The 22,050-nt window shown below is 25.2% G+C and carries 17 protein-coding genes; 9 read left to right on the plus strand and 8 right to left on the minus strand.

Going from position 1 to position 22,050, the window contains the following annotated elements:
* From leuD to H0H55_RS02830, 3 genes are read right to left on the minus strand one after another with little or no spacing between them, the layout of a single operon-like run.
* On the minus strand, nt 1-594 hold the full coding sequence (leuD, locus tag H0H55_RS02820) for a 3-isopropylmalate dehydratase small subunit (RefSeq protein ID WP_185861230.1): 594 nt from the start codon (nt 592-594) through the stop codon (nt 1-3).
* Nucleotides 569-1,969, minus strand: a complete 1,401-nt coding sequence (gene leuC, locus H0H55_RS02825) for a 3-isopropylmalate dehydratase large subunit (protein ID WP_185861231.1) — start codon at nt 1,967-1,969, stop codon at nt 569-571. Before leuC ends, leuD begins: the two co-directional genes overlap by 26 nt.
* Before the next feature lie 4 nt (nt 1,970-1,973).
* Nucleotides 1,974-3,194 carry a 2-isopropylmalate synthase gene (locus H0H55_RS02830; protein ID WP_185861232.1) on the minus strand — a complete coding sequence of 407 codons (1,221 nt, stop codon included), beginning with the start codon at nt 3,192-3,194 and terminating at the stop codon, nt 1,974-1,976.
* Nucleotides 3,195-3,474: 280 nt separating this feature from the next.
* Here H0H55_RS02830 and H0H55_RS02835 point away from each other — a divergent pair, with 280 nt between their 5' ends.
* Both H0H55_RS02835 and tyrS read left to right on the plus strand, forming a co-directional pair.
* A complete protein-coding gene (locus tag H0H55_RS02835; RefSeq protein WP_394798760.1) occupies nt 3,475-4,884 on the plus strand; it encodes a hypothetical protein in 1,410 nt (469 codons plus the stop codon).
* A 425-nt stretch (nt 4,885-5,309) separates the two neighbouring features.
* The gene (gene tyrS, locus H0H55_RS02840; RefSeq protein ID WP_185861234.1) at nt 5,310-6,584 is read left to right on the plus strand and encodes a tyrosine--tRNA ligase; all 1,275 of its coding nucleotides are present in this window, start codon (nt 5,310-5,312) and stop codon (nt 6,582-6,584) included.
* Between the two features lie 2 nt (nt 6,585-6,586).
* Here tyrS and era read toward each other — a convergent pair whose 3' ends face one another.
* Both era and clpB read right to left on the minus strand, forming a co-directional pair.
* Nucleotides 6,587-7,477 (minus strand): GTPase Era, encoded by an 891-nt coding sequence (gene era / locus H0H55_RS02845; RefSeq protein WP_238784155.1) that lies wholly within the window; start codon nt 7,475-7,477, stop codon nt 6,587-6,589.
* A gap of 12 nt (nt 7,478-7,489) precedes the next feature.
* Nucleotides 7,490-10,114 (minus strand): ATP-dependent chaperone ClpB, encoded by a 2,625-nt coding sequence (clpB, locus tag H0H55_RS02850; RefSeq protein WP_185861235.1) that lies wholly within the window; start codon nt 10,112-10,114, stop codon nt 7,490-7,492.
* A 94-nt stretch (nt 10,115-10,208) separates the two neighbouring features.
* On the opposite strand from clpB, the gene prfB reads away from it, so the two are divergent.
* Genes prfB through menD form a run of 6 tightly spaced genes read left to right on the plus strand, consistent with a single transcriptional unit; the run spans nt 10,209 to nt 16,715 of the window.
* Entirely contained in the window at nt 10,209-11,306 is a 1,098-nt protein-coding gene (gene prfB / locus H0H55_RS02855; protein WP_185861236.1) for a peptide chain release factor 2, read from the plus strand.
* A gap of 14 nt (nt 11,307-11,320) precedes the next feature.
* The gene (locus H0H55_RS02860) at nt 11,321-12,712 is read left to right on the plus strand and encodes a type III PLP-dependent enzyme domain-containing protein (RefSeq protein WP_185861237.1); all 1,392 of its coding nucleotides are present in this window, start codon (nt 11,321-11,323) and stop codon (nt 12,710-12,712) included.
* Complete coding sequence (speB, locus tag H0H55_RS02865; RefSeq protein ID WP_185861238.1) at nt 12,709-13,590, plus strand: agmatinase; 882 nt, start codon at nt 12,709-12,711, stop codon at nt 13,588-13,590. The genes H0H55_RS02860 and speB overlap by 4 nt, the downstream gene beginning before the upstream one ends.
* Nucleotides 13,583-14,284 carry a (d)CMP kinase gene (gene cmk, locus H0H55_RS02870; protein ID WP_185861239.1) on the plus strand — a complete coding sequence of 234 codons (702 nt, stop codon included), beginning with the start codon at nt 13,583-13,585 and terminating at the stop codon, nt 14,282-14,284. The genes speB and cmk overlap by 8 nt, the downstream gene beginning before the upstream one ends.
* Nucleotides 14,281-15,015 carry a 3-oxoacyl-[acyl-carrier-protein] reductase gene (gene fabG / locus H0H55_RS02875; RefSeq protein WP_185861240.1) on the plus strand — a complete coding sequence of 245 codons (735 nt, stop codon included), beginning with the start codon at nt 14,281-14,283 and terminating at the stop codon, nt 15,013-15,015. Before cmk ends, fabG begins: the two co-directional genes overlap by 4 nt.
* A gap of 17 nt (nt 15,016-15,032) precedes the next feature.
* Nucleotides 15,033-16,715, plus strand: a complete 1,683-nt coding sequence (menD, locus tag H0H55_RS02880; protein WP_185861241.1) for a 2-succinyl-5-enolpyruvyl-6-hydroxy-3-cyclohexene-1-carboxylic-acid synthase — start codon at nt 15,033-15,035, stop codon at nt 16,713-16,715.
* A gap of 11 nt (nt 16,716-16,726) precedes the next feature.
* Here the strand turns inward: menD and H0H55_RS02885 are convergent, their stop codons facing one another.
* From H0H55_RS02885 to H0H55_RS02895, 3 genes are all read right to left on the minus strand, one after another.
* Nucleotides 16,727-17,242, minus strand: coding sequence for a SanA/YdcF family protein (locus H0H55_RS02885; RefSeq protein ID WP_238784156.1), 516 nt, complete (start codon nt 17,240-17,242; stop codon nt 16,727-16,729).
* A gap of 90 nt (nt 17,243-17,332) precedes the next feature.
* Nucleotides 17,333-20,617 (minus strand): preprotein translocase subunit SecA, encoded by a 3,285-nt coding sequence (gene secA, locus H0H55_RS02890; RefSeq protein WP_185861242.1) that lies wholly within the window; start codon nt 20,615-20,617, stop codon nt 17,333-17,335.
* 69 nt (nt 20,618-20,686) lie between these two features.
* Nucleotides 20,687-20,920 carry a DUF2795 domain-containing protein gene (locus H0H55_RS02895; protein ID WP_185856722.1) on the minus strand — a complete coding sequence of 78 codons (234 nt, stop codon included), beginning with the start codon at nt 20,918-20,920 and terminating at the stop codon, nt 20,687-20,689.
* A gap of 26 nt (nt 20,921-20,946) precedes the next feature.
* Between H0H55_RS02895 and fmt the strand changes: the two genes are divergently transcribed.
* Nucleotides 20,947-22,020 carry a methionyl-tRNA formyltransferase gene (gene fmt, locus H0H55_RS02900; RefSeq protein ID WP_238784157.1) on the plus strand — a complete coding sequence of 358 codons (1,074 nt, stop codon included), beginning with the start codon at nt 20,947-20,949 and terminating at the stop codon, nt 22,018-22,020.
* Nucleotides 22,021-22,050: the final 30 nt, after the last annotated feature.

The following is a 22,050-nucleotide window of genomic DNA, read 5'->3' on the forward strand; positions in this document are numbered from 1 at the left end:
TTAAAAAAATTTTCTATTTTTTTCGAAAGTTTCTACATCATTTTTAATAGAGATCAAAAAATCTATATCGTCATATCCATTTATAAAACAATTTTTTTTGTATGGATGTATATAGAATTTATGAAATTCTCCTGTTTCTATTATTGTAATCTTTTGATTGATTAAATCAATTTTTATCTTAGTTTTTGGATTTTTTTCAACTGTATAAAATAACTTTTTTAAAAAATATTCAGAAACTTCTACAGGTAATAATCCATTATTTAATGCATTTTCTTTAAAAATATCAGCAAAAAAACTAGAAATGATAACCCTAAATCCATAATCAAAAATAGCCCATACAGCATGTTCACGGCTAGATCCACATCCAAAATTTCTTCCTGAAAGAAGAATTTTTCCATGAAAATTAGAATTATTTAATATGAAATCCTTATTTAAAGATCCATTTTTTTTATAGCGCCAATCCATAAAAATATTTTTTACGCATTTTTCACGTTTAATTTCTTTTAAAAAACGAGCAGGAATAATTTGATCCGTATCTACATCTTCTATAAATAATGGAACAGCTTGACTAATAAACATCGTTAATTTTTCCATGAATATATTTATTAATATCTACAATTTCACCTTCGATAGCTATAATAGCTGCAGTTAAAGGACTTGCAAGTAAAGTACGAGATCCTGGTCCTTGTCTTCCTTCAAAATTTCTATTAGATGTAGAAATACAATATTCTCCTGAAGGAATCTTATCTTCATTCATTCCTAAACAAGCAGAACATCCAGACTGACGAAAATCAAATCCAGATTCTTGAAAAATTTTATCCAATCCTTCTTTTTTCACTTGTTTGATAACCTGATTTGATCCAGGAACAATCATTGCTTGTACATGATTCGCTTTTTTTTTACCTTTTATCACAGAAGCTACTAATCTTAGATCTTCTATTCTAGAATTTGTGCAACTTCCTATGAAAATATAATTAATCCTTTTTCCTAACAAAGATTCATTTAATGCAAATCCCATATACTCTAAAGATTTAGAATCTACATTTGATTTCGGTATTTTTTCAGATATTTTGATTGACATTCCAGGATTCGTTCCATAAGTGATCATAGGTTCAATATCTTCCGCATTTAATATATGTTCTTTATCAAAAATTGTATTTTTATCTGTTATTAAAGATTCCCAATATTCTATAACTTTTTTTTCTTTTTTTCTAAATTTTTGGAAATACTGACATTTTTTTACATAATCAAATGTAATTTTGTCTGGAGCTATTAATCCACCTTTTGCTCCCATTTCAATGCTCATATTACAAATAGTCATTCTCCCTTCCATGCTCATTTTTTTAATAACAGAACCCGTATATTCTATAAAATATCCAATTCCAGCATCTACTCCTAATTTTGATATGATATATAAAATCACATCTTTTGGAGTAACTCCTTTCCTTAACTCTCCATTTAATTGGATTCTCATTTGTTTCGGTTTTGACAACAATAAACATTGACTAGCCATTACCATAGTAACTTGACTAGTTCCAATTCCAAAAGCAATACAACCAAAAGCTCCATGAGTGGAAGTGTGACTATCACCACAAACTATTGTCATACCTGGTAAGGTATAACCTAATTCAGGTCCAATAACATGAACTATTCCATTATTTTCATCTCCTAGTCCATATAATGTAATTCCAAATTGATTACAATTATCTGTTAATAAGCTTACTTGTTTTCTAGATAAAGGATCAGAAATAGGTAAATGTTGATTAATTGTAGGAATATTATGATCTGCAGTTGCTATAATTTGATTTGGTCTAAAAACAGGAAGATTTCTTTTTTTTAACTCTAAAAAAGCTTGAGGACTTGTTACTTCATGTATATAATGTCTATCTATATAAAGAACATATATTTCATTTTCCAATTTTTTAACAATATGCACTTCCCAAATTTTATCAAATAATGATTTTTGCATTTTTTTATACAACATTTATTCTTATACTATTCGTTGTATTAGTAGTATGCAACATTTGATTATTTTTTTCATTTAAATTAGCTTGTTTTAATATTATTTTTAATTCTGTATCGGTAATTTCTTTTTTCTTGTCTGCATACTCTAAAAAAACAGAATAAACCAAATCTAAAGAATTTTTGTTTAGCAAATAGCCTAATTTTTTATAACGATAAGCTAAAGCTGCTCTTCCACTTCTAGCTGTAAGAATGATTGAAGATTCATTTATACCAACATCTTCTGGATTAATACTTTCATAAGTCTCTCTTTTTTTTATAATCCCATCCTGATGGATTCCAGAAGAATGAGAAAAAGCGTTAGTTCCTACTATAGCCTTATTCGCTTGTATTTTCATTCCTGTACTTTCAGATACCAAATTACTTATAGAAGAAATTAATTTTGTATTAATGTTAGTAAATAAATTTAAATGGGAATTTTGTTTAATAATCATTACAATTTCTTCGAGTGAAGTATTTCCTGCTCTTTCTCCAATTCCATTAATAGTACACTCTACTTGTTCCGCTCCATTCATTATTCCAGCTAATGAATTAGCTGTAGCCAATCCTAAATCGTTGTGACAATGAGTAGATAATATCGTTTTATGAATTCCTTTTACATTTTCTTTTAAAAAACGTATTTTATTTCCATATTCTTCTGGCAAGCAATAACCTGTAGTGTCCGGAATATTAATGACTGTAGCTCCATATTTGATCACATTTTCACAAACTTTTGCTAAAAATTCATTTTCTGTACGTCCTGCATCTTCAGCATAAAACTCTACATCTTCTACAAATTTTTTTGCATATTTTACCGCATGGATAGCTTGTTCTATAATTTTTTCTGGAGTACTATTAAATTTATAACGGATATGACAATTTGAAGTTCCTATTCCAGTGTGAATTCTAGGTTTTTTGGCATATTTTAATGACAATGCTGCCATTTCTATATCTTTTTCTACAGCTCTAGATAAGGCACAAACTATAGTTTTTGAAACCGATCTACAAATCTCTTGAACCGATTTATAATCTTCTGGACTTGAAGTGGGAAATCCAGCTTCTATCACATCAACTCCTAAAACTTCTAATTTTTTAGCTATTATGACTTTTTCTTTAGCATTCAATTTACATCCTGGTACTTGTTCACCATCTCGCAAAGATGTATCAAAAATTTGTATTCTATTTTTTCCCATAAGATTGGATTAGTTTTATCAAAACTATTTTTTCCAAAAAGAAAATAGAAATTAATTATTGTAAGACTTACAAGATCTAATTAATAAAATTATTTTATATTATTCTATTAATCAAATAAAATATCGTCATAAAATTACAATGTCTAATTACAAAAATAAATCGGATCATCTTTTTTTATTAATTCAAACTTTATCGAAATCCGAAAAAAGAAATTTTAGACTTTATGCCAATCGCATCAAAAGAAACAAAAAAGCTAAGTTCATGAAACTATTTGAAATCATGAACAAAATAAATTCTTATAATGAGCAAAAAATATTGAATAATACACTTATAAAAAAAGAACAATTATCTAATATGAAAGCTCATTTATATAATCAAATTTTGATTAGTCTAAAAAAATTGCAACATACTTATGATATACAAATACGTGAGTATTTAGATTTTGCTAAAATTTTATACAATAAAGGTTTATATATACAAAGCTTAAAATTTTTAGGAAAAGCAAAAATTGTTGCTAGATGTTATGAATCTAATACCATTTTATTAGAAATAGTAGAATTTGAAAAAATGATAGAATCTCAACATATAACTAGAAGTCTTTATTCTAGATCTGGAGAATTATCCGCTGATTCACAAGAATTAATTGAAAAAATTCAATGTAATAATGCATTATCTAGTCTTTCTCTAGAATTATATGGTTTATATCTAAAAGTAGGATATGTTAGAAATGAAAAAGATAAAATATTTATAGAAACATATTTTCGTACAAATCTTCCAAAATTTGATATTGATAAACTTAATTTTTACGAAAAATTATTCCTATATCAAGCTCAAGTATGGTATCATTATATCAGACAAGATTTCATAATGTGCTATAGATCATCTTATAAATGGGTAGAGTTATTTCAAAATCATACAAAAGCAAAAAAAATAGCACCTGTCAGTTATTTAAAAGGATATCATTATTTATTAGATACCTTATTTTATTTAAATCATTATTCAAAATTTGTTGATGTTCTTCAAAAGTTTGAACAAGAAGTGAAAAATGGAGAAATTTTGATAAATGGAAATACTAAAATATTAATTTTTATGTACACATATACTAACCGTATTAATAAACATTATATGGAAGGAAGCTTTTCGGAAGGAATTAAAAAAGTAATTCCACCACTATTTATAGAATTAAAAAAAATTTTTAATTACTTGGATTCTCATTATATCATGGTTCTTTACTACAAAATTGCTTGTTTATATTTTGGAAGTGGAGATAATCAAAATACCATTCGGTATTTGTCAAAAATTATGGAAAATAAAAAAAAAAATTTACGACAAGATTTACAATGTTTTGCTAGACTTTTACACTTAATTGCTTGTTATGAAAGTGGTTTAGACGAAAATATGGATCAAAAAATTCAATCTGCATACAAATTTTTTATCCAAATGGATGATTGGTATATTGTACAAAAGAAAATCATTCATTTTTTTAAAAACTTAGGGAATGTATATCCACACCAAATTAGAAATCAATTTAAAAAATTAAGAGATAAATTAGTGAAATATAATGACCACCCTTATGAAAAAAGAACTTTTTTATATTTAGATATCATTTCTTGGTTAAATTCTAAGATAGAGAATAAATCTGTAGAATTGATTATAAAAGAAAAATTTTTAAAAAATCATCAAAAATAATTGAAATTAATTTAATAAAAATATAATATTAAAAAAAACAATCATAAAATATGAAAAAATAAAATGAATTAAATATTTCAAAAAAAAAGAAATATTTGAAACATCATAAGTAATTAAATAAAAAAAAATAAAGATGCTAAAAAATAATCTCATTATTACACATAATATATAAACATGTGTAGTATACTTGCATTTATTTTTTTTATTTCTTAATAAGAATAGAAAAAATAAACTATTTATAGGCAATAAAAAAATATATATTTTTAATGTAAAAGAAAAACTGTCTTTTACAAAAAAAGTGCAAAACATGATATGAATTAAACTAAAAAAAAAAGTGAATAAATTATATGTTGCAATTTTTTTTATCATATTTATTTGTCATAATTGAATAATTTAAAATTATTTTTATCATTTATTCTTGTTCTATGAATGATATCATGAATGAACTCTATTGGAGAGGTTTAATTAAAAATAAAGTACCAGGTATAGAAAATTTATTAAAAAAACCTACTACAATGTATATAGGTTTTGATCCTACATCTGATTCTTTACACCTAGGAAATCTTTTACCTATTATCATGTTAATTCATTTTCAAAAAAAGGGACATAAATCTTTAGCATTAATTGGTGAAGCAACTGGATTTATAGGAGATCCTTCCGGTAAAAAGGATAAAAGAATCTTTTTAAGTAAAGAAATTTTGCAAAAAAATACGGAATCTATAAAAAATCAAATATTAAAGCTTTTGAAGTTTTATTCAGAAAAAATAGAATTATTAAACAATTATGATTGGATTCAAAACATTTATTTTATAGATTTTATTCGTGAAATAGGAAAACATTTTCCTATAAATTATATGATATCTAAAGATTCTGTAAAAAAAAGAATTCATAATCAAAAAAACGGAATATCCTTCACTGAATTCTCTTATTCTCTTATACAAGGATATGATTTTTTATATTTAAATCAAGTAAAAAATTGTCAATTACAAATAGGAGGATCTGATCAATGGGGAAATATCACTACAGGGATCGAACTAATTCGAAAAAAAACAGGAAAAAAAGCATATGGAATTACTTTTCCTTTAATTATAAAACCTAATGGAATTAAATTTGGTAAAAGTGATAAAGGGAAAAATATATGGTTAAATGAAAAAAAAACTTCCCCATACAAATTTTATCAATTCTGGATGAATATTTCTGATGTAGAAATTGAAAAATACATGAGGATATACACTTTTTTTTCAAAAGAAGAAATTGAAGATTTAATTCTTCAACATAGAAAACATCCAAATAAAAGATTGTTACAAAGAAAACTAGCTAATGAAATAACTGAATGGGTTCATGGAAAAAAAATTTCCAAAAAAATAATGGAAATCACAAATGTGTTATTTGAAAAAAGAAATGAATCTTATCAATCATTGGATGATAAGATTTTGATTTCTATATATAATCATATTCCACATATGGTTATATCTTGTGAAGAATTTGAAAAAGGAATTTTTTTATTAGATATTTTAAAAAAAAGTAGTTTTTTTTCTTCAAAAAGTGAAGTTAATCGTGCTTTAAAAGTGAATTCAATTCACTTAAATAAAATTTTGATAAAAGAAAATATTTTGATTACAAAAAAAAACATAATAGGAAAAAAATATATTTTATTCCAATTTGGAAAAAAAGAATTTTTCATTATAAAAATTGAATAAATTTAATATCCAAAATATTTTAATTTTTTATAATCATGTCGCCAGTTTTTACAAACTTTTACATAAAATATTAATTTTATTTTTTTTTTGAAAAAAAGTTCTATACTATTTGTAGAAATAAGTTTCAATTTTTGAATAACACTTCCCCTCTCTCCTATTAATATCCCTTTTTGAGAATCTCGTTCTACATATAGATATGATAATATATGTATGAAAGCATTTTGTTTTTTAAAAAATTTTGTCTGTATTTCTACCGAATAAGGTATTTCTTTTTTATATAAAAAAAATATTTTTTCCCTAATTATTTCATTTACAAAAAAATATTCAGGTTTATTACTTAAATAGTCTTTAGGATAATAAGCTGGATGTTCAGATAATAAAGATATAATTTTATTCATTAATAGATCTTGATTCATTTTTTTTAATGCAGATATTGGTAATATTTCTAAATGAGGAAATGATCTATGCCAATAATTCATTGTATCATACAATGTATCTACTCTAGATTGTGTTTTTATTTGATCTATTTTATTAATTAATATAATAATAGGTACATCTTTATTTTTTATTTTTTTAATATAATTGAATATTGAGACATCTTCAAATTTCCCTACTTCTGTAAGAAGTAATATAATATCTGCATCTTCTAACGATTTTTTGACATCTCGCATCATAATTTTTTGCATGGTATAAACAGGACTAATAATTCCTGGAGTATCAGAAAATATAATCTGAAGATTCGATTTATTTATAAATCCTAATATTCTATGACGAGTAGTTTGTGGTTTATGTGTTACGATAGAAAGTTTTTTTCCTACAAGAGAATTGATTAAAGTAGATTTTCCTACGTTAGGAGATCCTATAATGTTAACAAAACCAGATTTATGAATCACTTATTCAAATTTTTAAATCTTAATATTTTCAATTTTTTTTGATTGTCTAAACACAATTCCTTGTTCTTTAAAAAAATCTATTAAAATTCTATGATTTTTTTGGATTTCCCCTTTTATAATTTCTTTAGAAAGATTATTTAAAATATCATGTTGAATAACTCTTTTCAAAGGTCTAGCTCCAAAATGAGGATCATATCCTTTTTCAGATAAATATTCTATAGCTTCATTAGTTGATTCTATACAAATATTTTTTTTATTGTATAGCATTTTTCCTAATTTTTTCATTTGTAATTTAACAATATCTTTTATTTCTTTTCTAGAAAGAGGTTTAAATAGAATAATTTCATCTATACGATTAATGAATTCAGGTCTGACAATGGTTTTTAATAAATCTATTAAAGCTTTTTTTGTAGCTTCTATTCTATTAGAAGAAATTTCTTGATATAAACTTTCTTGAATAATGTCTGATCCTATATTGGAAGTCATAATGATTATAGTATTTGTAAAATTAACTGTTCTTCCTTTGTTATCAGTTAATCTTCCATCATCCAAAACTTGCAAAAGTATATTAAAAACATCTGAATGAGCTTTTTCTATTTCATCCAACAAAATTACACTGTAAGGACGTCTACGTATAGCTTCTGTTAATTGTCCACTTTCATCGTAACCTATATATCCTGGAGGAGCTCCTATAAATCGACTTACAGAATGACGCTCTTGATATTCGCTCATATCTATACGAAGCATATTATTTTCATCATCAAATAAATATTCTGCTAAAGTTTTAGCGAGTTCTGTTTTCCCTACTCCTGTACTCCCCATAAAGAGAAAAGATCCTATGGGTTTTTTTTCATCCTGCAATCCTGCTCTAGAACGTCGAATAGCATTTGCGATAGATTGAATAGCATTATATTGTCCTACAATTCTTTTGTGTAATTCTTTTTCTAAAAATAATAATTTTTCTCTTTCACTTTGCAACATTTTAGTAACCGGAATTCCAGTCCATTTAGATACCACTTGAGCTATATCCTCTCTGTAAACTTCTTCTTGTATCATCTTTTTACCTTGATCTTCTTGTTTTTTCAATTCATTTTCTAATATTTTTACTTTATTTTCTTCTTCTTTTATTTTCCCATATCTTAATTCTGCTACTTTTCCATAATCACCTGATCTTTCAGCTTGTTCTGCTTCAAATTTAAAATTTTCTATTTTATCTTTCGCTTTTTGTATTCCTTCAACCAGATCTTTTTCGTTTTGCCATTGAGCTTGTAATTGCATTTTTTCTTCATTCAATTTAGACAATTCCTTTTTTAAAGGAACTAACTGTTTTTCATCATTTTCTCTTTTTAAAGCTTCGATTTGTATTTCCATATGCATAATTTTTCTATGTAAAACATCTAATTTTTCAGGTTTGGAATTAATTTCCATTCTTAATTTAGAAGCAGCTTCATCCACAAGATCGATTGCTTTATCTGGTAAAAAACGTTCGTTAATATAACGTTTAGATAATTCTACAGCAGAAATGATAGATTCATCTTTTATTCTGACTTTGTGATGGCTTTCATATTTTTCTTTAATTCCACGTAATATAGATATTGCATCAGAAATAGAAGGTTCATCTACATACACCTGTTGAAATCTTCTTTCTAAAGCTTTATCTATTCTAAAATATTTCTGATATTCATTTAAAGTTGTAGCTCCTATAGCTCTCAGTTCACCTCTAGCCAATGCTGGTTTTAAAATATTTGCGGCATCCATGGCACCTTCACCCCCACCTGCCCCAACTAGGGTATGAATTTCATCAATAAATAAAATGACTTCTCCATTTGAAGAGGTTACTTCTTTTATTACAGCTTTTAAACGTTCTTCAAATTCTCCTTTATATTTAGCTCCCGCAATTATAGAAGCCATATCTAAAGAAAATACTTGTTTATTTTTTAAATTATCTGGAATATCTCCACTAATAATACGATGTGCTAATCCCTCAGCTATAGCTGTTTTTCCGACTCCTGCTTCTCCTATTAAAATTGGATTATTTTTTGTTCTTCTAGATAATATTTGTAAAACTCTACGTATTTCTTCATCCCGTCCAATGACGGGATCTAATTTTCCTTTATCAGCCCATTCATTTAGATTTTTAGCGTATTTATCTAAAGCATTGAAGATATTCTCTTCTGTAGAAGATATAATTTTTCCATTTTTTTTTCTCATACTTTCAATAACTTCTTTTATATTTTTTTCTTTTATTCCTTGATCTATTAATAATTGCGAAGTATGATCCATACTCATAAAAATTCCATAAAAAATATGCTCTACAGAAATAAATTCATCTTTCAATAGATTTGCATAATTTTCTGCTATATTTAACATTTTTGTTACATGTAAACTAAAATGTTGAGTTAAAGAACCACTAATAATTTTTGGATAAGATGAAATAATTCGATCTAATCCAATGATTATTAATTGTGAATTAACTTGTAATTTTTTTAAAATAAAGGGAATTATATTTTCTTCAATTTCAAATATTGATTTTAAAATGTGTGCATTTTCGATAGATTGTTGATTTTTTTTAAAGGCAATATACTGCGCCTTTTGTATCACTTCTTGTGATTTAATAGTAAACTTATTATAATTCATGTGAAAATGATATTTATATTTTTATAATATAAAAAAATTTATGATCAGTATAGTTTGAAAAACTAATTATTTCAAAATATTTATTTTCGCATTTATGATAAGAAAAGAAGAAATACAATCTTTATCGGAAAGAATTCAAAAAATTTATAATATTCTAAAAATAGATGAAATAAAGGAATATATAAATAAAGGACAAAAAAAAACATTAAATCCAAATTTTTGGAAAAATTATAAAAAATCGAGAGATTATATAAAATATATGCATGATATGAAAGCATATATCAAAGATTTTACGGAATTAAAAAATGCTTTCGAAGAATTAGAAATAATATTTTCTTTTTCTAAAGAAGAAAATGTAGAAAAAGAATTTGAAATTCAATTGTATAAAACAAAAAAATTACTTTCAAATATAGAGTTGAAAAATATTCTCTCGGAAGAAGAAGATTCTTTAAATGCTATATTACAAATATCTTCTGGCGCTGGAGGTACTGAAAGTTGTGATTGGACTTCCATGTTAATGAGAATGTATTCCATGTGGGCAGAAAAAAAAAATTTTTCAGTAAAGAAAATCCATCATGTATATGGAGATATTACTGGTATCAAATCTGTTACTTTAGAAATTAATGGTCTTTATGCATTTGGTTATTTAAAAGGAGAAAATGGAGTGCATAGATTGATTCGTCTATCTCCTTTTGACAGTAATTCAAAACGTCATACTTCTTTTTCTTCTGTATATGTTTATCCCATGATCAATGATCAGATTGACATAGATATCAAAATATCAGATCTACAATGGGAAACTTTTCGTTCTAGTGGATCTGGAGGACAAAACGTAAACAAAGTTGAAACAGGAGTAAGATTACGTCATCATCCTACAGGAATTACTATAGAGAATACCGAATCTCGTTCTCAAATACAAAATAGACAAAAAGCTTTGCAACTATTGAAATCTAGATTATTTGAAATTGAAATGATTAAAAAAAATGAAAAAAAAGAAAAAATAGAATCTACAAAAAAAAAAATAGAATGGGGTTCTCAAATTAGGAATTATATTATGCATCCTTACAAATTAGTAAAAGATTTAAGAACCGGTTATGAAACTACAAAAATTCAATCTGTTATGAATGGTGAAATAGATATTTTTTTAAAAAAATTTTTAATCTATAACAGAGAAAATAAAAACAAAAATTAATTTTTTATTTTTAAATGAAAATCCGTTATTCCGATCTGATTGATCAAACTTTTGATTTTCCAACTGAGGAATTTTCTATAAAAAATAATTTTTTAGAATTTCACGGAATTCCATTAATGAATCTTATAAAAAAATATGGAACTCCATTAAAATTTACATACTTGCCAAAAATATCTCAAAATATCCGAAAGGCAAGAAAATGGTTTGAAAAAGCTATTCAATCCAATCAATATAACAACAAATATACTTATTGTTATTGCACAAAAAGTTCTCATTTTTCTTTTGTATTAGAAGAAGCTTTAAAAAATAACATTAGTATTGAAACCTCATATGCTTATGATATAGAAATTGTAAAAAATCTTTATAAAAAAGGAAAAACTACCAAAAGTATTGAAGTTATATGCAATGGATTTAAACCGAAAAATTATATTGAGAATATATCAGAACTTATTAATAACGGATTCTATAATACAATACCAATATTGGACAATTCGGACGAATTGGAAAAATTAAGTTTGATCATTAATTATCCTTTTAAATTAGGAATACGTATAGCTTCTGAAGAAGAACCTAAATTTGAATTTTACACTTCAAGGTTGGGAATCGGATATAAAGATATTATTGTTTTTTATTTAAATAAAATAAAAAATAATCCTAAAGTGGAATTAAAAATGTTGCACTTTTTCATAAATACAGGAATAAAAGATACTGCTTATTATTGGAATGAACTTTTCAAATGTTTACATATTTATGCAAAATTGAAAAAAATAGCTCCAGAATTAGAAATCCTAAACATAGGAGGAGGATTCCCCATTAAAACCTCCATGTCTTTTCAATATGATTATGAATATATGACCAACGAAATTGTTTATCAAATAAAAAAATTTTGTCAGGAAGAAAATATTTCAGAACCTCATATATACACAGAATTTGGTGCTTATACAGTGGGAGAAAGTGGAGGTATTTTATATCAAATACTTAATCAAAAACGTCAGAATGATAGAGAAAAATGGAATATGATAGATAGTTCTTTTATGACTACACTTCCTGATACTTGGGCAATCAGTCGTAGATTTATTATGATGGCAATTAATCGTTGGAATGATTGTTATGAAAGAGTTTTTTTAGGAGGATTAACATGTGATAGCGATGATTATTATAATTCAGAACAACATATGAACGCAATATATCTTCCTTGTTTTCATAAAGAAATTCCACTTTATATTGGTTTTTTCAATACAGGAGCTTATCAAGATACAATTAGTGGATATGGAGGGGTTCATCATTGTTTAATTCCTCAACCTATTCACATATTAATAGATCATGATGAAAAAAAAAATTTTGTCTATAAAATATTTAGACAATCACAAAATCCAAAAGAAATTTTAAAAATATTAGGTTATTGAAATTAAATCACGGAAAAAAAACTTTTGCGGGAATCCCAAAAAAATATGCAACGCTTGATAAAGCTAAAACTGTTCTCATTACAGTTCCATATGATTATACTCAAACATGGAAAAAAGGTTCTAAAAAAGGACCTAAAGCTTTTTTGGCTGCAGCAGAACATATAGAATTATATGATATAGAAACTAATTCAGAAGTCTATAAAAAAGGAATTTTTATTGCCCCCCCTATTATCAATTCTTCATTTTCTACAAAAAAAATGATTAAAAAAGTATATCATGTTACAAAAAAGTATCTTAATAAAAAAAAATTCCTCACATTTATAGGAGGAGATCATTCTATATCAATAGGGAGCATTAGAGCTTTTGGAGAAAAATATACAAACTTAAGTATTCTTCATATGGACGCCCATACAGATTTACGTCCTGTATACAAAGGAAGTCCTTATAATCACGCTTGTTCCATGCATGAAGCATCACAAAAATACCCACTCATACAAATAGGAATTCGTAGTATGGATGTTATAGAAAAAAAATATATTCAAAAAGGAAATATATTTTATATGCATCAGATTTACAAAAATGATTTATGGATGCAAGATGCTATTTATAAATTATCTAAAAATGTATTTATAAGCATCGATATAGATGTTTTCGATCCTAGTATAGCCCCTTCTACAGGAACTCCAGAACCAGGTGGATTATCTTGGTATACAACTTTAGAATTTTTAAAAAAAGTTTTTAAAAAAAAAAATGTAATAGGATTTGACATAGTAGAACTTTTACCGAATAAAAAAGAATCTTCTACAGATTTCCTTACTGTCAAACTTTACTATAAATTATTGTCATATAAATACATCAATATAAATTCATATGAATAAAAAAATTATTATAGCTATAGATGGATATTCTTCATCAGGAAAAAGTACTTTAGCTAAAGCTATTTCTAAAAAACTAAAATATAAATATATAGATACTGGTGCTATGTATAGATGTATAGCCTTGTTTGCAATCAGAAAAAAAATTTTTGATAGTCATTTTTATAATACAAAAAATTTTATCCCTGTTTTGAAAGAAATCAATTTAAAATTAAAATGGAATAAAAAATATAATCAAACGGATATCTTTTTAAATGGAGAAAATATTCAAGACAAGATTAGATCGGAAAAAGTATCAAATAAAGTAAGTTTAATAGCTCAAATTCCAGAAATTAGAGAGAAATTAACCATTATGCAAAGAAATATTGGAAAAAATAAAGGAATAGTTATAGATGGAAGAGATATAGGAAATCATGTGTTTCCAAGATCAGAGTTAAAAATATTTATGAAAGGATCTATAGAAATTCGTTCTTACAGAAGATATCAAGAGCTAAAAAAAAGAGGAAACGAGATTTCTTATGAGAAAGTCAAAAAAAATATAATTTATAGAGATATGATGGATATTTCACGGGATATATCTCCACTTAAAAAATCTACAGATTCTATAGAAATAGATAATACATTTTTAAATATAGAAGAACAACTAAATCTCATTTTTAAATTAATCAACAAAAAAATAACTACATCATTATCATGAAACTATTAAATGGAAAAATAGCTATAGTTACAGGAGGTTCAGGTGATATAGGTCAATCTATAGTTAAAACTTTTGTACAACATGGAGCCAATGTGATTTTTACATTTTTTTCATCAAAAAAAAAAGCACAAGAATTAGAATTGAAATATAAAAATTTTGTAGAAGCATATGAAATAGATCTTTCAGATTTTCAATCATCAAAAAATTTAGTACAAAAAGTTATAAAAAAATATGGAACTTTGGATATATTAGTAAATAATGCAGGTATTATAAAAGATAATTTTTTACTAAAAATCTCGAAAAATGATTGGGATAATGTGATTAAAACTAATTTATATTCTATATTTAATTTGACAAAACATGCTATTCATCCTATGATGAAAAAAAAAAAAGGAAGTATTATTAATATGAGTTCTGTTGTAGGATTAACGGGAAATATTGGACAATCTAATTATGCTGCATCTAAAGCAGGAATTATTGGTTTCACAAAATCAATATCGAGAGAATTAGGAAAAAGAAATATACGTTGCAATGTTATAGCTCCTGGATATATCATAACAAAAATGAACTCTCACTTGAAATCTCAAGTTCAAGAAAATTGGATAAAAAACATTCCATTAAAAAGAGCAGGAACTCCTGAAGATATAGCAAACTCAACTTTATTTCTTGCTTCAGATTTATCAAATTATATTACTGGTTGTGTATTAAATGTAAATGGAGGATTAATTTAAATTATCTTAAATTATCAATGTATTCAAGTAAAAAAGTTGTACAAAGTTTTGGTGAAATTTTAAAAGCAAAATCTATATTTCATATTATCATATCTCCAGGATCTAGAAATGCTCCAATCATTATAAATTTTACTCAACAAAAGATGTTTCATACTTACAGTATTGTAGATGAACGATGTGCAGGGTTCTTTGCTTTAGGAATAGCTCAACAAATTAGAAAACCTGTAGTTATTAGTTGCACTTCTGGATCTGCAGTTGTAAATTTTTATCCTGCAGTGACTGAGGCTTTTTATCAAAATATTCCACTTATTTTACTAACTGCAGATAGACCAAAAAAAATTATAGATGTATTTGAAGGACAATCAATTTATCAAGAGAATATTTTTCAAAAACATGTAGAAACTTCTATCCAATTGATAGAAGATGAATCCGAATCTGGTATATGGTATAATGACAAACTTATAAATGAATCAATAAACAAGTGTATTTTAAAAAATAAACCGATACACATTAATATACCATTTTCAGAACCACTTTATAATACTACAAATCATTTACAAGTCAGACCTAAAATTATAAAAACTATACCTGTTAAAAAATATATTAAAACTTATAAAAAAGAACAATATATATGGAAAAAATGTGAAAAAAAAATGATTCTGTTCGGATTACATTATCCAGAAAAAAATATGGAAAAAATTTTAAGGAAATTAAGTTTAGATTCCTCTATTGTAATTTTTACAGAAACAACATCTCATATATATGGAAAACTTTTTTTTTCAAGTATAGACCAACTTATTTTTAATATGAATTATAAAAATTGGAAAATTTTTAAACCTCATATTTTATTAACCGTTGGAATAAATATTATATCTAAAAAAATCAAATTTCTTTTGAGAAAAGATCCACCAACATATCATTGGCATATAGGGGAACATTATGAAAGTTATCCGGATACTTATTATAAATTAACCACTTATTGGCCTATCAATCCAGAATCATTTTTTCAAATTTTTCTTCATGATAATTCTAATAATATTTTAGTTTCAGATTATAGAAATAAATGGGAAAAATTAAGAGAAGAAAAAATAAAAAAACATAAATCTTTTTTAAAAAAAGAAAAAAGTTTTTCAGATTTAAAAGTTTTATTTTTTGTTTTTCAAACTATTCCTAATAATACTATATTACAATTAGGAAATAGCATGATAATAAGATATTATCAACTTTTTTATGAAAAAAAATATTCTATTAAATCTTATTGTAATCGTGGAACTTCAGGAATAGATGGATGTGTTTCAACAGCTGTAGGTTGCGCTACAGTAAGGAAAAAAATTGTGACATTGATTATTGGAGATATCAGTTTTTTTTATGATAGTAATGCTTTATGGAATGATTATATTCCAAAAAATTTTCGTATAATACTTATTAATAACGGAGGAGGAAATATTTTTAGATTTATTTCAGAAAAAAAGTTACCAGAAAAAACATTCAATTTTTTCGAAACAAAACATATTTTTTCTGCAAAAAATATATGTAAAATGCATAATTGGAAATACAAAAAAGTATCCAATCAATATGTTTTAAAAAATAGTTTATCATTTTTTTGGAAAAAATCGAATCAACCTTATTTATTAGAAATAAACACTAAAAAATATAATAATGCTGAAATTCTAAAAAAATATTTAGATTATCTATCCTGATTTTTATTAGATCATAAAACCTGAAAAGATAAAATAATATCCCATAAAGCTTTAATTCTTGCGAAAATTTCTCTAAATTGTGTTTTGCTATCAAAAGTCAGACTCTTGGCATTGAATCCAATTACATCTAATCCTAAACAATTACCAATAAAAATAGCTCTTTCATTATGAAATTTTTGAGATATAATCGTAAATTTTTTTTGATTGAAAATTTTGTTAACCCTAATAATAGAATATAAAGTATTAATTCCATAAAAATCTTCATATATAAAATTAGGAGGAACCCCTTTTTTTATTAATTCTTTTTTCATCATTTTTGGTTCATTATAATTTTTTTCTCTATTATCTCCACTTACAATGATATAACGTATTTTATTATGAAAAAAAAGAGAACAAGCTGCATCTATTCGATACTTAAAATAAGCGTTAATTCCCCCTCCATACAAATATTTAGAAGTTCCCAAAACTACACCAAATGTATTATATGGAATATAATTGATAGAATCGTCATCATAGCTCTTTTTCACTGACCATAAACTGATTCCAGAATAACAAAATATAATGAATAAAATAAAAAAAGAGAGTATACGTTTTATTGTTAATTAACACAAAAAAATCTAAACGGAATCATTCTCTATTACCCATTCTCCTTTTTTCAAAAAAAATTCAATTTGTTTAAATTTAATATTTTTAGTTTCTCCCGTAATTAAATGACGAATATTAATTCTATTATTTCTCCCTAGTTTTTTTTTATCTTTTACTTTCATCAAATGATTTTTTTTTAAATTTTTTTTTGGAAAGAACAAAATATCTCCTCTCAGGATAGTAGACTTAAGTAAAAAAGAAATAATTTTTTTGTTTATATCATAAACTCTTTCTTGAAATAAATTAAAAGCATTTTGTTTATAAACAATCAGAGGATCTTTTTGCTCAAAAACAGCATTTTGTACAGAATAACGTAAACTATCCATTTCACGTAAATGTTCTTTCCATTTTTCATCCATGAAACATAATATAGTCTTTTTTTCAAACATGGATAATAAAGATTTCCCTTTTGTATCATAAAATTCTCTTAAGTCTGATACAGAAATTATATTCTGATATCCATCTGTTAAAACAACCCGTATTTGATAATACTCATAATTTTTATCTACAATATTAGATATGATGGATTTGATATCATGATGAATCATTTTCTCTTTTTTTTTCTCGTAAAAATCAATAATTATATCATGAAGCTTGTTTACGCAATCACGTTCTTTATAAGATAGAAATTCGTTTTCTTGTATCGGAAATTTAATTCCAAAAATTTGGAAAAATTCATATTCCAAACTTTTGAAATCATTCAGAGATTTATTTATAGTTATCATGAAATCTAACAAAATATAGACCATATTAGAAATATCTAAACTTAATTCAGTTCCACATAATGCATTTCTTCGTTTTTTATAAATAAATTCTCTTTGTTTATTAATCACATCATCATAGTCTAACAAACGTTTTCGTATACTGAAATTGTTATCCTCTATTTTTTTTTGTGCTTTTTCAATAGATTTAGTCAATAAAGGATGTTGTATTATGTCTCCTTCTTTATGTCCAAATCTATCCATAAGTTTAGAAAGTCTTTCAGAATCAATAAATAAACGAATCAAATTATCTTCTAGAGATACATAAAATTGAGAACTACCAGGATCTCCTTGACGACCTGATCTTCCTCTTAACTGATTATCCACCCTTCTAGAATCATGCCGTTCAGTTCCTAAAACAGCTAATCCTCCGTTTTGAATAACTTCTTCTGATAGTTTAATATCCGTTCCTCTACCAGCCATATTCGTTGCTATAGTAACAGAACTAGGATATCCTGCTTTTGCTATAATTTCAGCTTCTTTTTCATGTAATTTAGCATTCAATACATTATGTGATATTTTTATAAATTTTAAAGCTCTACTTAGAAATTCTGAAACTTCAACAGAAGTTGTTCCAACAAGAACAGGACGTTTTTCATTTTTAGATAAAAAAATAATCTTTTCTATAATCGCATTATATTTTTCTCGTTTAGTTTTAAAAACAAGATCTTGTAAGTCTTTTCTTTGTACCTTCTTATGTGTAGGAATTACTACTACATCTAATTTATAAATATGCCAAAATTCTCCCGCCTCAGTTTCTGCAGTTCCTGTCATTCCAGATATTTTTCTATACATTCTAAAATAATTTTGTAAGGTTATTGTAGCAAAAGTTTGACTGGAAGATTCTATTTGAACATTTTCTTTAGCTTCTATAGCTTGATGTAAACCATCAGAATAACGTCTTCCTTCCATTATACGACCAGTTTGTTCATCTACTATTTTGACTTTACCTTCCATAACCACATAATCTACATCTCTTTCAAATAAAGTAAAAGCTTTAAGTAGTTGATTAATAGTATGAATTCTTTGGGTTTTTATAGAAAAATTTTTCAAAATTTTTTCTTTTTCTTTTATTTCTTTTTCTTTTGAAAAATTTTTTTTCTCGATTTCAGTTAATTCCAGATTAACATCTGGTAAAACAAAAAAACCTATATCTTCTACATTTTTTGATAAAAATTCAATTCCTCTATCTGTTAATTCTACAGTATTATTTTTTTCATCAATAACAAAATAAAGATCTTTATCTACTTTATATATTTCTCTACCATAATCTTGAAAATATTGACTTTCAATTTTTTGTAAAATCAAACGAATATTTTTTTCACTTAAAAACTTAATTAAAGATTTTTTTTTTGGCAATCCACGATACGATTGAAATAATTTGAATCCACCTAATTTTTTATCTCCATTTCGTATTAAATTCTTTGCTTCTTGCAAAAAATTATTAACTATTACGTTTTGTTTGCTAACTAAAGTTTTGACTTTATTTTGAAATAATTCAAATTCCTCTTTATTATCTTTTTTAGAATCAACAGGCCCTGATATAATTAAAGGAGTACGTGCTTCATCTATTAATACAGAGTCTATTTCATCTATAATAGCATAATTCAATTCTCTTTGAACTAATTCTTCTTTGGAAGAAGCCATATTATCACGTAAATAATCAAAACCAAATTCATTGTTTGTCCCATAAGTAATATCTGCTTGATAAGCTTTTTTTCGCATATACACATCAGAAGACAAATAGTTATCAATACAATCAACTTTCAATCCATGAAATTCCATTAAAGGAGCCATCCAACTTGTATCTCTTTTAGATAAATAATTGTTTACTGTAACAATGTGTACTCCTCTTCCAGGTAATGCATTTAAATAAGCTGATAAAGTTGCTACAAAAGTTTTACCTTCTCCTGTAGCCATTTCCGCTATTTTTCCTTGATGTAAAACAACTCCTCCCATTAACTGAACATCATAATGAATCATATCCCAAATTATACTTTTTCCATATGCATTCCATTCATTTTTCCAAATTGCTTGATTTCCCTTTAAATGGACATAAGACTTGATTTTTGATAATTCTTCATCAAAAGGAGTAGAAGTAACAATGAGTTTTTTGTTTTCTGTTAAACGTTTAGCTGTTTCTTTAATTATAGAAAAAGCTTGAGGTAAAATATTTATTAATACTTTTTGTTCCATTTGATAACATTCTTCTTGAATGTTTTCTATACTTGAGTATATTTTTTCTAAGACACTAATAGAACAAAATTTTTCCTGTATTTTTTTGAAAAGTTTCTTTTCTTTATCATGAAATTTATTTGTCGATTTTTTGACAATATTTTTTAAATGTTTAGTTTGATTTCTTAATTCTTCATCAGATAATAAAAATATTTTTTTTTCTTCTTTTTTAATTTGAAATAAAAATTTTTGAATCTCTTTAAGGTCCTTATCATTTTTATTTACTAATAATTTATTTAAAATTTTTCTGATAAAACTCATGAAAAAAGTATATATTATTAAAGTATATATTATTATGGAATGGAATCATAAGTAAGAAAAATAAACAATTTAAAGTTCATATTCATCTCTATTCCAATAAAAATCTTCATCGTCTCGTGGATAATCTGCCCATATATCTTCTATAGATTCAAAAACTTCTCCATCTCCATTTTCCAATTGTTGAAGATTCTCAACAACTTCTAAAGGAGCTCCAGTACGAATAGCAAAATCAATCAATTCTTCCTTTGTTGCGGGCCATGGTGCATCTTCTAAATGAGAAGCTAATTCTAAAGTCCAATACATAATATATTATTGATATTTAAAAAAAAATGATAAATGATATTTTATTTTTATATTTGATTTTGAAAATCAATGAACTTTTTCATATAAAGTCACAAGATAAAATTAGTGGATTTAAATTACAAATAAATTATATGAAAAAGTTTCCAAAGATTGTATTCATAGGTTCAAATCATTTTTCTCTTTATACTTTAAAAGAATTGCATATCAAACAATATAATATCATTGGAATAATTACAAGTCCTGATAATTCATTTTTAAAAAAAAAGGGAAAAAAAGCTTTTACTCCTGTTAAAATATATGCATTAGAAAATAATATTCCCTTTTTGCAACCTAAAAATCTTTTAGATTATTCGTTTTTAGAAACCATAAGATTATGGAATGCAGATATACAAATTGTTGTATCATTCCGAATGCTTCCTAAAGAAGTATGGAATTTTCCTAAAATGGGATCTGTAAATTTACATGCGTCTCTTCTTCCTCAATACAGAGGCGCTGCTCCTATTCATTGGGCAATTATTAATGGAGAAAATAAAACAGGATTGACTACTTTTTTTATAAAAGATAAAATAGATTCTGGAGAAATTATTTTACAAGAAAAAATAAAAATAAGAAAAGAAGAAACTTCAGGAGAATTAGAAAAAAGATTAAAAATAATGAGTACTCCTATACTCATTAAAACTTTAGAAAATATTATTAATCATAAAATAAAACCTATTTCTCAAAATAGGATTCATTCTTCTTTATTAAAATATGCTCCAAAAATATCTACTCAAGATTGTAGAATACAATGGGAAAATCCTTCTATAGAATCTATTTATAATAAAATCAGAGGATTAAGCCCTTATCCGACAGCATGGACTTTTTTATTTTTTAATAAGAATAAATTTGTTAGATTTAAAATTTTTATCGTGAAAAAAATAAAAAAAACACATATGTTTTCTCCCGGTTTGATATTCATTGTCTCATCTTGTGAAATGAATATTTCTGTTAAAGAAGGTTTTATATCTATTATTGAAGGACAAATAGAGGGGAAAAAAAAAATGCATATTAAAAATTTAATTAACGGATTGAAAATAAGAGAAAATCTTTTTGTTCGATAAAAAAATTTACTTATTTATATTATATATTTG

Origin of the sequence: Blattabacterium cuenoti, from assembly GCF_014251795.1 — a bacterium.
GTDB classification, from domain to species: Bacteria; Bacteroidota; Bacteroidia; order Flavobacteriales; family Blattabacteriaceae; genus Blattabacterium; species Blattabacterium cuenoti_AB.